Origin of the sequence: Sphingomonas sp. Root710, assembly GCF_001429065.1 — a bacterium.
In the GTDB taxonomy this organism is placed as follows: Bacteria; Pseudomonadota; Alphaproteobacteria; order Sphingomonadales; family Sphingomonadaceae; genus Rhizorhabdus.
The window spans coordinates 1-13,670 of record NZ_LMIB01000003.1; the positions used below are offsets into that span (position 1 = coordinate 1).

Here is a 13,670-nt window from a genome sequence, read left to right on the forward strand (position 1 = left end):
ATCACATCACCCTGGAAATGGCGCCACTTGAAATCCGTCATCGCTCCATCCGTTCAATCTCCGCCAAGCATGCTCAAGCTTCACGATTTTTGCAACAGAGCCCGCGATTGCACCCGAGCGAGCTCGCGCCGGTATTCGGCCTCGTCGTCGCTTTCCGGGGGATGCCGGTCACGCGACCAGCTCGCCACCATGTTCAAATGGATGCCGGCGACGACATCCGCATGGTCAGCACCGAGCCAAGTGGAGACCGCAGAACCCCAGTCACCGCCATGGGCACCGAAACGACGGTATCCCAGCTTCTCGGTCATGAGCTTCCGCCACATACTGGCGATTCGCCGCGGCCCGATCGGCCGGGATGGTGGTTGGGAAAAACCGTACCCAGGTAATGAGGGGATCACAACATCGAAGCCGGATTCGGGGTTTCCGCCATAGCGTGCTGGATAGGCCAGGCGGTCGATCATGCCGAGGAATTCGAGCGTCGAACCCGGCCAGCCATGCGTGAGGATCAGCGCCCGACCGTTCCCGGTGCCACGCACATGGTAAAAGTGGACATCAATCCCGTCGATGTCCGTCATGAACTGCGGCCAAGGGTTGAGCTCTGCTTCCGCTGCTCGCCAATCATATTCGGTCAGCCAATATTCGACGAAGCTTCGAAGGAAACCGAGCTCGGTTCCATACTGCCACATGCCGGCATCATCAGGCTCCGCCGGCCAGCTAGCGCACCGCAGACGAGCGTAGATCTGATCGATCTTCTCCTGCGGGATATCTACCTTGAACGGTCGAGGCGCACTCATCCGGTGCGGACCCGGACGGTATTTGAGCACAGGTGCCCCTCGATACCGTGAGTAGCGCCCTTGCTTCCGTGTTCGCTCCTCTTCATGCCACCACAGCTTACCGGCAGAACGGTAACACGATAGCAATTTGCACGAAGCATGTTCGGCTTTAGCACGCGAAAAACACGAGCTGCGCGGCCGACATCGCCGGTCCAGATCAGCCATATCGACCACAAGCGATACTGGAGCTGCGCCGGTGGGGGTGCCTGTGAACATCGAGCAGCCGGACGGGCCGGGACGCTGACGGAAAATACGAGCCAACAGCGCAGCGGTATCAGTGACGCAAATTACGACTATACTCTATATTGATTTTTGCGATAACAAGCCGTGAGCTAAGCTCTGGCGACGATAATATAAATGGCCCAAGGGGAGGAACATGAAGAGCTTTCTGCAGTCCACAAGCGTGGTTGCCGTTGCGGCAGCTTTCTGGACTACAACGGTTCACGCGCAAGACGTCACGGCGAACGAGGCGGCCCATGCAGAGCGCGGCGCCGGCGACGCCGATGTCGGAGAGATCATAGTTACGGCCAACAAGCGTGAGCAAAATCTAAGCAATGTGGGTTTATCGATCTCTGCTCTTAGCGGCGACCAACTGGCAAAGCAGCGCGTGGGCGACGTCAGTGACTTGGCGAAAGTTACGCCCGGCCTTGCCTTCGCCCCGACTGCCAACTCGACTCCGGTCTACACACTCCGCGGCGTAGGTTTCTTTGAGACGACGCTTTCGGCCTACCCGGATGTTAGCACCTATATTGACCAGGCTCCGTTGCCCTTACCGGTCATGACGACGTTGACCGCCTTCGATCTGGAGCGGGTCGAGGTACTGAAGGGACCGCAAGGGACGCTCTTCGGGAACAACGCGACTGGTGGCGCGATCAATTTTATCGCTGCCAAACCTACTCGAGAGTTCGCTGCCGGTGCCGACTTCAGCTATGGCCGGTTCAACACGTTCGAAACGTCCGGCTTCCTAAGCGGTCCGATCACATCCACTCTTCGCGCCCGCCTGGCAGTCAAGATGGTAAACGGGGATGATTGGCAGAAAAGCTACACCCGCATCGATGGCGGCGTTCCGGCGGCCTACCTTGCGCTAGGCGTTCCTGCGGGTTTCGACAAACGGCAGGACACGATCGGCAAGCGCGATAATATAGCAGGTAGATTGCTGTTCGACTGGGAGCCAAGCGATCGGCTGAAGATTTCTCTCAATGTTAACGGTTGGCGCGATCAGAATGACCCAATCGTACCGCAGTATCAGGAGCCGCGGCTTCAATATGCGCCTGGCTCAGCTGGTCTGGGCGGTGTCGTCCCGAGCGACTATCCGGCACTTATCTACCCTGTCGCACCCAACAACGCGCGTGCTGCGGACTGGAGTCCCAACCTGCGCCCGTATGCGGACAATAAATTCTGGCAAACGGCTTTGCGCGCAGATTACGAGATTCTCGCTGGCCAGACGCTGACGTCAATTTCATCTTACAACCGTCTCCGCTTTCTGAATGGGACCAATGGCTCGGGCATGGCGTTCGAAGCTTCGGACATTGGGCGTGCGTACGGCAAGGTCAAGTCGTTCAGCCAGGAATTGAGATTGTCCAATGATCCCCGTAATCCGCTGCGATATACGCTCGGCGCCAACTACGAACGTACCTCCGTGTTCGAGACGCTTGACATATATCTCAACGGGATCACCGCTTTTACGGTCAACGGCTTCACAGGCTCGCAGTACGGCTCTGACCAGGTTATGAACAATTACGCCGCTTTTGGTAACTTGGAATATGACGTCACCGATACGGTTACGCTGAAGGCGGGTATTCGTCAGACCAAGGCTAAGCGCAGCGCCCTGCAACGGGCCTCATATGAGAGCCCAGGATTTTTCATGCCTGGTGCTTTCGGCGAAAACTCGCTGATAAAATTCTTCAACCAGGTCTACGGCCTGATCTATGGGCCGGGTGTAGTCCCCGAAATAATTCCAGGGCAGTCAATCGCGATTGATACGCGCGGACTCAACTTGGCAAACCCCGCCGCGAGTGTCCCGGTTGATCCAGCCACCTTCCTGAAAACCGGCGATCCGCGGGGCGAGCTCAATGAGGACAGCACCTCTTGGAGTGTCGGCATCAACTACAAGCCTGCCCCCGAGCTGCTTCTTTATGCGAACGTATCGAAGGGCTATAAGGCAGGGTCGTTTCCAACGTTGGCAGGCGCAATCTATGACGCCTTCGCGCCTGCCAAGAAGGAAGCTCTGCTCGACTTCGAGGGTGGCTTCAAGGCTCAGCTGCTGGATCGAAAGCTGTCGATCAACGGGGCACTATTCTACTATGATTACACGAACAAGCAGCTGCGCGCGAAGTTCGTGGACCCGATCTTCGGTGCTCTCGACAAGCTGCTGAACGTGCCAAAATCTGAGGTCAAGGGCGCGGAAGTCAGTATCAATGCCCGGCCATTGGACGGCCTCACAATCTCGGCCTCGGCAACCTATCTCGATGCGAAGATCAAGCGCTACCAGGGCGTTATCGGGTCGCATCTTGAAGGCTTGCTCCGGGTTGCCGACACGGCGTCGTTCGAAGGAGTAAGGCTGCCCTTTGCGCCGAAATTCCAATATGCGTTGCGCGGCGATTACGACTTTCCGCTTTCTGACGGACTCAACGGATATGTGGGCGCAGGGGTCAACGGGCAGAGCAAATCGATTGGAAGCTTGTATCTGACTCCTGCCGACAAGAAGGCGTTCAAGATTCCTAGCTATACGTTGGTGGATCTCAGCGCAGGGATTGCCACGCCCGATGGCAAATGGCGCGCAGGTGTATGGGGTAAGAACGTATTCAATAAATATTACTGGACGAACGTCATTCAGGCTTATGACAATCTTATGCGCTATCCAGGTCGACCAGCCGAATATGGGGTGACTGTCGCGTTTAGGTACTAGGGCCTGTATCGCAGGGGCGTTCGAGCCAGTCCGTTGCCGGCGCCCTTGCAACAGCCGAGCTGTTACTGAATCCGTATCGGTTTCAAGTTTGCCGAACGCTGATGAGCGAGACGGGCATGGGTCGCGGATGGAGTGGCTTATGGTACCACAAGCGCAGGATTCAGGCCCGCTGGAGAGCCATGTTCGTGCTCTTCGCCTGCTGTGGCAACGACCTGCGTGCGACGGCCGCTGCCCTGCGGCAGTTGCTGAGGGTGGCTGAAGCGCGCCTCCGCCGGCACGAGCAGCGGTCGAACGCGTCTGACTCGAGAATGCTTTGAAGCCACCATAACCAAACAGATGCAAACGCGGGAGTTGGCCGCTAGCGACAGGAAGGCGATGCAGGTGACCGAGCCGATGATTCAGGACGATTCCGCCGCTGAAGGGAAGTACGCTGATGCTAGCGATGGAAGGGTGTTCTACCAGGAATGGGGTGAAGGTCCGGCAATCATCCTGATTCACGGCGGAGGACCCGGCGCGTATGGATATAGCAACTTCCGCAAGAACATCGGCCCCCTTTCGCGGCGCAACCGGGTTATCGTTATCGACCTTCCGGGTTATGGGCGATCGGCTAAGCGCTTGCAGCCGGATGGTCTCACTGTCTCGCTCGCGAGCGCCGTGCGCGACGTGATGGATCATGTCGGGATCGAACGAGCGAGCCTTGTGGGCAATTCGCTGGGCGGCATGACCTCGCTGCGTTTTGCACTCGATATGCCCGAGCGCGTCGAAAAGCTGGTCCTCATGGGTCCAGGCGGCAGCTTGCCGATGTTCACGCCATTCCCGACGGAAGGACTCCAGCGTATGCTGGACTTCTATGAAGGTGATGGTCCGACGATCGAGAAGCTCTCTCGTGTCATCGATCTTCTGGTCTATGATCGGTCTGCTATCACACAGGAGTTGCTCGAGGAGCGATTCCGTGTCTGTACGCTTCCGGAAACCATGCAGAACCCGCCGCTTCGCAAACTTCAAGCCCACCCCAAAGATGCGCTGTGGACGCAGGGAATCGACAAGATTGCTTGTCCCACGTTGCTGGTGTGGGGCGCGCAGGATCGCGTCATCCCCATGGATGCCGCTTTCCTGCTGCAGCGGCTCATCGCGAATGCCGACCTGCATGTCTTCTCCAAGTGCGGGCACTGGGTTCAGTGGGAGCGGCCTGACGAGTTCAATGCGCTTGTCGAGCAGTTCGTCAATCTGTCGAAGGGATTGTGAGCCATCCGGGGCGCAAGCGAGAGTTGATCCGACGTCGCCTTCGTTCGACGGGACAGTGAGGCAGCCGGCACGTGGGCCATGACCGGCGAAGCAATGCGAGAGAGATGATCATGATGCGTACCATGGCTGATATCCTGAACTCCTATATCCTTCCGGGAAGGGTTGCCGACCCTCTGGAAGGGCTGGAGCAGGCGCGGCTCGGCGAGCAGCTCGGCTTGGGTGGAATAGTTCTGTCGGAGCGGTGGGACAGCAAGGAGCTTGGCTCCGTCATGGGCGCGCTGACCCAAGTTACGCAGCGCGTGCGATTGGTTGCCGGAATCACGCATTTCGGGACGCGCCACCCTCTCGTCCAAGCGGGCATGAGCGCAACCATGCAGATGCTTTCCGGTGGCCGCTTCGTCCTCGGTTTCGGCCGGTCGGTTCCCACGCTCTTCCAAAAGCTGGGCATTCCCGTGTTGAATAATGCGGGCATGGCCGATCATGTGGACATATTGCGTAAACTTTGGGCCGGCGAAACGGTCTCCTATCGCGGGCCCGCGGGAGATTACCCCGAGATGGAGTTGGCGCAGCCTTGCGCCAACCCGCCGCCGATCATCATCGGTGCCGTCGGTCCCAAGACGTTGGCGCTTGCTGGAGCCCATTTCGATGGGTTGTTGTTGCACCCGTTTCTGACGGCGGAAGGAGTGGCGCGCTCCGTCAAGATCGTGCGCGACGCGGCCATGGCCGCAGGACGGGATCCGATGTCGGTCCGGATATACGCCATCGTTGTCGCGGCGCCCGACACACTGACGGGAGGGGAGCGGGAAAACATTCTCGAAGCGCGCGCCGTCTCCTATTTCATGCACCGGGAAATCGGCTTGCCTATCGTGAGCATGAACGGGTGGGACGAAGCGCCGATGAACCGTCTTGTCGAGACCGGACTCAGCCGGCTTGAATTCGGACAGGCGGACGTAGCCGACTCCCGACGGCAGCTGGCAGCTGCGGTCGAGTTTCTACCGCGCGAGTGGTTGGAGACGGGCGCGGCTTCGGGAAGTGTGTCGCGGTGCGCCGACCGGCTGGGAGAGTATCTCGCAGCAGGGGCCGACGAAATATTGCTGCACGGCACAACCCCGGAACAGCAGGGGCCCCTAGTGGAAGAACTACGGCGCAGGCCGCTTTAGCACATGCACATCAAGACCTGAGGAGAGGACATGGCCGAGATATCCGATTCACGGAGCAACCCGGAAACCAGCTTCATCGAGGATATCCGTGCACGTTACCCTGTTGAGGGGGAGATAGATCGGATCCTGAGCCGGAAAATGGCTCACCGCCATGGCCCCGGCTACACGGCGCTACCACTCGATGTCCTCGTCGATGGTACCCGCAGGTTGATAGCCAGTGAAACAGCGGAAGATTTTACGCTGCATGACCCACGCTGGTTGCAGGGCGGCGCCTCGAAGCTCCAGATGGCTTTCGACCTGGAGTCGGGCGTTGGCCAAGGAGAAGCGCGACGCACTCCGATGGTCCTGAGGATGGAGCCACCAGAAGCAATCGTCGAGACCAGCCGCTTGAGAGAAATGGAGATATTGCGGCTGATGGAACAAGTCGTTCCTGTACCGCCGTGCTATTGGATCGACGCCGAGGCCCATTATTTGCCGCACCCCGCACTGATCTACGGTTTCGTCGAGGGGCGATCACGGCCGAAAGTGGCTCCGTCCAAGCAGGTTTCTGGGATCGGCATCAATTTCGGTCCGCAACTCCGCGGCATTCTCGCGGAGCAATTCATCGACGGAATGGCGCGGATCCATACCGTCCCACAGGAACGGATCGCGACGCTTACCCATTTCGAACCGGCGCAGGTTCATTCCAACGACAGCATCATCCGTCAGGTGAATTGGTGGCGACGCGTATGGGAAGAGGATCGCCCCGTCGCCATGCCGCTTGTCGACGTGGCGTTCCAGTGGCTGATCGAAAATGCACCGTGCCTTGACCATGTCTCGGTGGTGCACGGTGATATCCGTGCCGGCAATTTCCTGTTCAGCGAGGAGCGAGGCGAGATCACCGCCTGGCTCGACTGGGAGCTTGCGGTTCTCGGCGACCGTCATCAGGACCTGAGCTGGGCCACGGGAACCCATTTTGGACACTATGCCGAGGACAATAAGACCTTTCTGGCCTGTGGCTTGCTCCCTACCGAGGAAATGTTCGAACGCTACGAAAAAGCATCTGGCCTGAGCGTCGATCCTGCTCGTCTCCGCTATTTCCGTGTTTTCAATGACTTCACAACCACAATCCACATGCTCGCGACCGCAGATCGTGTGGCACGGGGTGCCAAGACACATCAGGATGTCGTCGTTGCGTGGATATTGATGCTCGGCAACGTGATTGCCGGCAAACTACGCGATACCCTCGAGGAGATCATCTGATGCAGCCCGACCCAAATCTGCAGCTAACAGTGGTGATAAAGGCTTTACGCGATGTCGTGCTGCCCTCGCTGGACAGCGAAAACGCAGTAGCGCTCGAGCAATTGCACTTATCGCTTGCAACCCTCGAGATGGTTCGGTCCCGGCTGCCCATGCTCCATGCCGTCGCCAGACGCGAACTGAAAAACGCTGTTACGCTCGCCCGCGCCGTAAACGACGATGCGGCCGTCGGTTCGATGATCGCTGCTGCGGTGACGTTGCTCGAAGATCCTGCCGCAGGCACGGATGCGATCGATACGCTACGGGCCGGCTTGCTGGACGAGGTGAGCAAAAGCGTAAATCGCACCGTCAATCGTGATCAGCGCAGAACGGTGGCACGGTCGGTGATTGCCGCGTCCAAGGCGCAGTGCGATCTTGCGCGCGCCTGGTCGGTGCCGAGCGGATTTGAGCGCGATCCTGAGGAGCTTCAGGAGCTTACATCCCTGATTTGAAATCCTCCAAGCATTATGTTCAAAGGCGGTGTCAAGTTCCCACGAGAATTCTTTCTTCATTGCTTCAGGTCCGGACTGAGGCAGGTACGGGGTCGGGTCCAAGGCATCCTCGCGGTCGTTCTGCCAAGCTTAGTCCTGCCCTGCATCCTCGGATTTCGGCACTAGCGAAGTGGCCTCAAGTGACGGAACTGGCTATGGTTTGCGGGAAATGAGCACGGTATTCGAACTGGATCCATCTGCACTGACGGTTACTCCGCTCGCGGATCTCTTGGCGGCGAGCGAAAACCTGACCCTCTCGTCGTTCGGTCCTGTGGTCACCTATTCCCGCAAGGTATTCATACCGTTGACGAAGCTGTGCCGGGATGTGTGTCATTACTGCACGTTTGCCGCCACGCCAGCCAAGCTCGGGAGCGCCTTTCTCTCACGCGACGAGGTGCTTGCGATAGCCCATACGGGCGTGGCCGCAGGTTGCCGCGAGGCGCTTTTCACGCTGGGCGATCGCCCCGAGGCACGCTACGGCGCCGCTCGCCATGCGCTGAGGTCTCTGGGCCACCCGACCACCTTGTCCTATCTGCGCGAGATGGCGCGCACCGTCTGTGAAGAAACAGGGCTGCTGCCGCATCTGAATGCCGGCGTGATGGACAAGGCCGATTATATCGCGCTACGTCCGGTGTCGGCTTCGATGGGGCTGATGCTGGAGACGGCGTCGGACCGGCTTTCGCAGAGGGGCGGCCCGCATTTCGGATCGCCGGACAAGCTTCCCGCGCGCCGGCTGGCGTCGATCGAGGCGGCAGGCTTGGCGCGGGTGCCGTTCACGACCGGGGTGCTGATCGGAATCGGCGAGACACGCGCCGAGCGGATTGACGCGCTCGTCGCCATCCGTGACCTGCACCGTCGCCATGGCCATATCCAGGAAGTGATCGTCCAGAACTTCCGCGCCAAGCCAGGGACGCGGATGGCGCATCATTCCGAGCCATCGCTTGACGAGCATCTGTGGACGATCGCAGCGGCGCGGCTGATTCTGGGGCCGGAGATGGCGATACAGGCGCCGCCCAACCTGCACCGCCCGGACGAGCTTCCCGCGCTGCTGCGCGCCGGGGTCAACGATTGGGGCGGCGTCTCGCCGGTGACGCAGGATCATGTGAACCCGGAACGGCCCTGGCCGCATCTCGACGCGCTGGCCCATGCGACCGCCGAAGCGGGCCGTGTGCTACGCGAGCGGCTGGCGATCGGCCCCGCTTTCGCGCGCCGGCTCGATGAATGGACGGAGCCGGCCCTGGCCAAGGTCGTGCGCCGCTCGGTCGATGCCCGCGGGCTGCCTGTTGTCGACGGCTGGCGCGCCGGGAGCGGCGGAGCTGTTCCTCACATACGCACTTCGGGCGATAGCGCGATCTCGGCCGAGATCGCGCGAATCGTCGAACGCGCGCGCACAGGCGACCGGCTCGACGAAGCCTGGATCGTGCGTCTGTTCGAAGTCGATGGACCTGATGTCGCGTTGATCGCCGACGCCGCCGATGCGTTGCGGCGCGAGGTCGTCGGCGAGGCGGTGAGTTTTGTGGTAAACCGCAACATCAACTATACGAATATCTGCCTCTTCAAGTGCGGCTTCTGCGCTTTCTCGAAAGGCAGCACACGCGAGATGCGGGGACGGGCCTACCGGCTCGATCTCGGCGAAGTGGGGCGACGTGCGGCCGAGGCGGCCGAGCGGGGCGCGACCGAGGTTTGCCTGCAGGGCGGCATTCATCCCGACTATGACGGCAACACCTATCTCGACGTCCTCCGCGCCGTGCGGGAAGCGGCGCCCTCGATCCACATCCACGCCTTCTCGCCGCTCGAGGTGACCCACGGCGCGTCCACGCTGGGGCTGCCGCTCGAGGATTATCTGATCCGGCTCAAGTGCGCAGGCCTGTCGACCTTGCCGGGCACGGCCGCCGAGATCCTGGACGACGAGGTTCGCGCGATCCTCTGTCCCGACAAGTTGAGCACTGATGAATGGCTCGAGGTCATGCGGACCGCGCACCGCGCCGGGCTGCGTTCGACCGCGACGATCATGTTCGGCCATGTCGACGGCTATGAGCATTGGGCAAGGCATCTGCTCAGGGTGCGCGATCTGCAGGCCGAGACCGGCGGGTTCACCGAGTTCGTCCCGCTGCCGTTCGTCCACATGGAAGCGCCGATCTGGCGCAAGGGCAATGCGCGCTCCGGGCCGAGCTTTCGTGAGGCGCTCTTGATGCATGCGGTCGCCAGGCTCGCGCTCCACCCGCTGATCCCGAACATTCAGGCGAGCTGGGTCAAGCTTGGCAGCGGGGGCGTCGTCGCGGCTCTCCGCGCCGGGGCCAACGATCTCGGCGGCACGTTGATGGACGAATCGATCACGCGCGCGGCAGGGGGGCGGAACGGCCAGCTCTGCGACTCGCGGAGCATGGCAGAACTCGCCGCCGAGGCCGGGCGCACGACCCGGCAGCGCACGACCCTTTACCAACCGATCACGCGGCTTGAACCCGCCGATGCAGGAGAGTGAAATGACCGGCATGGAAAAGGTCGCAGTCGTCGGTGGCACGGGCAAGCTGGGCGCGGCGATCGCGCGCAGGCTGGCGAAGGCGGGGCGCGAGGTCATCATCGGCTCGCGCTCGGCCGAGGCCGCGCGGAAGGTCGCCGACGAGCTGGGTTTCGGTCTGAGAGGCCTGACCAATGCCGCCGCGGCCGCGGCCGGTGAGATCGTGATCGTCACCGTTCCCTTTGCAGCGCAGGAGGCGACGCTCGCCGAGATCGCGCCGCACGTCGCGGGCAAGATCGTTGTTGACACGACTGTCCCGCTGGTGCCGCCGAAGGTGATGCGCGCGCAGCTTCCGCCCGAGGGCAGCGCGGCCGTGCGTGGTCAGGCGCTGCTGGGGGAGGGCGTGACGATGGTATCCGCCTTCCACAATGTCGCCGCGCACAAGCTGGCGACCGACGACGATGTCGGCTGCGACGTGCTCGTCTTCGGTGACGACAAGGGGGCGCGGGCGAAGGTGGTGGAGCTTACCAATGAGGCGGGCCTGCGCGGCCTGCACGGCGGCGCGCTGGTGAATTCGGCGGCGGCCGAAGCGTTGACCTCGGTTCTGATCTTTCTCAACAAGACCTACGGCGTTGACGGCGCGGGCATCCAGATCACAGGGAAGCTGAGAGAACCGTGAGGAGACACACCCTTATCGCGCTCGACAGCGCTGCACCTGGCGCGAACGAGCAAATTTCAGGTGCAGCTTGCCGGCACAATATCGAAGCTGGATTGTGTCGTTCAATCTATGAATTGCAATACTTCCGGATTCCGGTTTTCTCTTGGCGGCAGAGCGCCAAGTTCATCTCCGACGTCCTTGACCGTCGATCTCAGCCATTGATGGGCGGCATCCTTGTCGAAAGTCGGATGCCAATATAGCGTGATTGCAAGATCCGGATAGGGAATGGGGGGCAGGAATAGCCGCAGCGGTAAGAAGGTTGCAAAATATCTTGCAAGCCGTTCCTGCATGATCACCACTGAACTGCTCTCCGCTGCAAGGAAGGGGAGAACAAGATAGTGGGGGGTAAGCGCACTGAATTTATAATATATATCCATCTCGGATAGGTGCATGGTCTCGTGGCTGCGAAGATATTTCGCATGTGTGGAGAATGATGCTTGCGACATCTTCAAAAAATCGTCGCGGCTCATGCCTTCGCGCACCAGCCTGTTGCTTTCGGCGGCTATGCCGACATATCGATCCGTAAAAAGATATTGATGGCTCATTCCGACGGTATTGAAAACACCGGCAGGCAAGATAAACAGCTCGTGCTGAAGGGCGCTATGGCCCTCCGTCATCTCCGGTTTGGCATCCGTCAGATATAGGGTGAAGTTCGGTGCGGATCGCTGAATCGACTGGACGATTTTTCCACCAAGAGCCCAGTGGATATAGTCGGCGCTTGCAATTGTGAATTCACGAGTCGCCTTACTCGGATCGAAGGAATTTCCCAATATCGTCTCTCGGACGTCATTTATGATTGCGTGTATTCTGGGTGAAATTTCCTCACATCTGCCCGTAGGCTGCATCGTCCGCCCGTTCCAGACGAATAAATTGTCGTCAAGCAGGCTGCGCAGTCGATTGAGCGCGAGGCTGACCGCTGACTGACTCAAGCCGATCTTCCGAGCCGCGACGCTTACGCTCCGTTCCACCCACAATGTATCAAATACGAGAAGCAGGTTGAGGTCTACCTTTCGAAGGGGCTCGGTCACTGCGTCCACTCCACCACTAACATCTTTATGACTGGAATTTCAAGGCATCACGAGGGTGCCGCCCTGCCGGACATCCTGTTCGGCTGTATGAATTAACCAAACCAATAGCCTTTATATCCGGAATTGATTTGAATAATCAATGGGTGACTGCAAAGCTTGGTACGAACGCTGGCTCGTGAACAGCGCCGGCTCGTGGCGTTCCAAAAAACGAGGAGGGAGATTGCTGATGGCAACAGTGGAAATTCATGGCTCGACCCAGGCTGCCGACATTCCTTCGCCCGACGAGCTTCGGCGCCGCGCACGCGCAATGGGGCCCGCACTGCGCGCTAACGCCAGGAAGTGCGAAGACAATCGGAGCATGCTGCCCGAAACGATGGAAGCGTTCGAGCAAGCTGGATTCTACCGCATTCTCCAGCCAAAGGCCTACGGTGGCTTCGAATATTGGCCGACCGTATTCTACGACGTCGTCATGGAAGTTGCCCGCCATTGCCCTTCGTCGGCATGGGCGCTCGGTATCGTCGGTATCCACAACTGGGAAGTTGGGCTCATGCATCCCAGGGTGGCCGAAGATCTATGGGAGAAGGATACTTCGACGCGCTTTTCGTCGTCCTACGCCCCGTTTGGCAAGGCGGAACGCGTCGATGGCGGCTATCGTGTCGAAGGGCGCTGGTCATGGTCCAGCGGGTGCGACCAAGCGACGTGGGTCATCGTCGGCGCACTTGTCGACATGGAAGCCGGGGAGAAAAATCATCTGGCCCTTCTTGTAGCGCCAGGTGACTATGAGATCGATCACGCATCGTGGGACACGTCCGGCATGGCAGGGTCAGGCAGCAAGGACATCGTGATAAAGTCGGCGTTTGTTCCCGCCTATCGCGTTCACAATATCTCCGAAGCATATGAGATGGCGGATCCCGGGCGCGCCGCCTTCACCGCGGACACATATAAGCTTGCCTTCGGAACCGTGTTCGCGTTTGCTCTCACCAGCGTGTTGATTGGCATTGCTGATGCCGCGCTCGATTTCTACATCGATTATATGTCCAAGCGCACAAACGCCTACAATGGGACGAGTTTCAAGCAGGATCCGCTGGCGCAGCAGACCCTGGCGGATGCCCACTCGCTGGTCGATGGAGCTCATCTTCGCCTGAAGCGCGATTTCGAAGAGATGGCAGGCTGCGTGGCTCGTGGAGAAGAGATACCGTTCGCCCGCCGCGTGTTTTACAAATGGGACGCAGCAAACATCGCGAAGCAGTGCAGGGATGCGGTGAACATGCTGACTCATGCAAGTGGCGGATCGATCTTCTCGCACGATGTTCCGATGCAGCGTTTGTTTCGCGATGCAAATGCAGGATCGGCTCATCTCTTCATCAATCATCAGAAGAACTCGGTCAACTTCGGCGCTTTCCTGCTGTCAGGCCAGAACAGCGATCTGATGCTCTGATCGCGCAAGACGCTCATATGCCCATGACTTGTCGCGCAAGCGCGCAGTCGATTGGAGCCGGCGAGGGCATGACCATGGAAGGCTGGCTGGCATTTGGATCAGGCATTGGAGGC

General features: G+C 59.8%; 10 protein-coding genes. 8 read left to right on the forward strand and 2 right to left on the reverse strand.

Annotated elements, in window-relative coordinates:
• Nucleotides 1-80 precede the first annotated feature (80 nt).
• Nucleotides 81-824 (reverse strand): epoxide hydrolase family protein, encoded by a 744-nt coding sequence (locus ASE00_RS22885; RefSeq protein WP_162256429.1) that lies wholly within the window; start codon nucleotides 822-824, stop codon nucleotides 81-83.
• 385 nt (nucleotides 825-1,209) lie between these two features.
• Here ASE00_RS22885 and ASE00_RS08965 point away from each other — a divergent pair, with 385 nt between their 5' ends.
• The 7 genes from ASE00_RS08965 to npdG all read left to right on the forward strand — a co-directional run bounded on the left by ASE00_RS08965 (nucleotide 1,210) and on the right by npdG (nucleotide 11,052).
• Nucleotides 1,210-3,741 (forward strand): TonB-dependent receptor, encoded by a 2,532-nt coding sequence (locus ASE00_RS08965; RefSeq protein WP_056379552.1) that lies wholly within the window; start codon nucleotides 1,210-1,212, stop codon nucleotides 3,739-3,741.
• 375 nt (nucleotides 3,742-4,116) lie between these two features.
• Nucleotides 4,117-4,986 carry an alpha/beta fold hydrolase gene (locus ASE00_RS08975; protein WP_235538606.1) on the forward strand — a complete coding sequence of 290 codons (870 nt, stop codon included), beginning with the start codon at nucleotides 4,117-4,119 and terminating at the stop codon, nucleotides 4,984-4,986.
• Between the two features lie 104 nt (nucleotides 4,987-5,090).
• Nucleotides 5,091-6,146, forward strand: a complete 1,056-nt coding sequence (locus ASE00_RS08980; RefSeq protein WP_056379556.1) for a TIGR03857 family LLM class F420-dependent oxidoreductase — start codon at nucleotides 5,091-5,093, stop codon at nucleotides 6,144-6,146.
• 30 nt (nucleotides 6,147-6,176) lie between these two features.
• On the forward strand, nucleotides 6,177-7,388 hold the full coding sequence (locus ASE00_RS08985) for a phosphotransferase family protein (RefSeq protein WP_082594580.1): 1,212 nt from the start codon (nucleotides 6,177-6,179) through the stop codon (nucleotides 7,386-7,388).
• A complete protein-coding gene (locus tag ASE00_RS08990; RefSeq protein ID WP_056379558.1) occupies nucleotides 7,388-7,876 on the forward strand; it encodes a hypothetical protein in 489 nt (162 codons plus the stop codon). Before ASE00_RS08985 ends, ASE00_RS08990 begins: the two co-directional genes overlap by 1 nt.
• 208 nt (nucleotides 7,877-8,084) lie before the next feature.
• The gene (gene cofH, locus ASE00_RS08995; protein ID WP_056379560.1) at nucleotides 8,085-10,397 is read left to right on the forward strand and encodes a 5-amino-6-(D-ribitylamino)uracil--L-tyrosine 4-hydroxyphenyl transferase CofH; all 2,313 of its coding nucleotides are present in this window, start codon (nucleotides 8,085-8,087) and stop codon (nucleotides 10,395-10,397) included.
• A 10-nt stretch (nucleotides 10,398-10,407) separates the two neighbouring features.
• Nucleotides 10,408-11,052: an NADPH-dependent F420 reductase gene (npdG, locus tag ASE00_RS09000; RefSeq protein WP_414819843.1), complete on the forward strand. Its 645-nt coding sequence runs from the start codon at nucleotides 10,408-10,410 to the stop codon at nucleotides 11,050-11,052.
• 101 nt (nucleotides 11,053-11,153) lie between these two features.
• Here the strand turns inward: npdG and ASE00_RS09005 are convergent, their stop codons facing one another.
• Nucleotides 11,154-12,119: a LysR family transcriptional regulator gene (locus ASE00_RS09005; RefSeq protein WP_162256430.1), complete on the reverse strand. Its 966-nt coding sequence runs from the start codon at nucleotides 12,117-12,119 to the stop codon at nucleotides 11,154-11,156.
• A gap of 226 nt (nucleotides 12,120-12,345) precedes the next feature.
• On the opposite strand from ASE00_RS09005, the gene ASE00_RS09010 reads away from it, so the two are divergent.
• Nucleotides 12,346-13,557, forward strand: a complete 1,212-nt coding sequence (locus ASE00_RS09010) for a hypothetical protein (protein WP_162256431.1) — start codon at nucleotides 12,346-12,348, stop codon at nucleotides 13,555-13,557.
• Nucleotides 13,558-13,670: the final 113 nt, after the last annotated feature.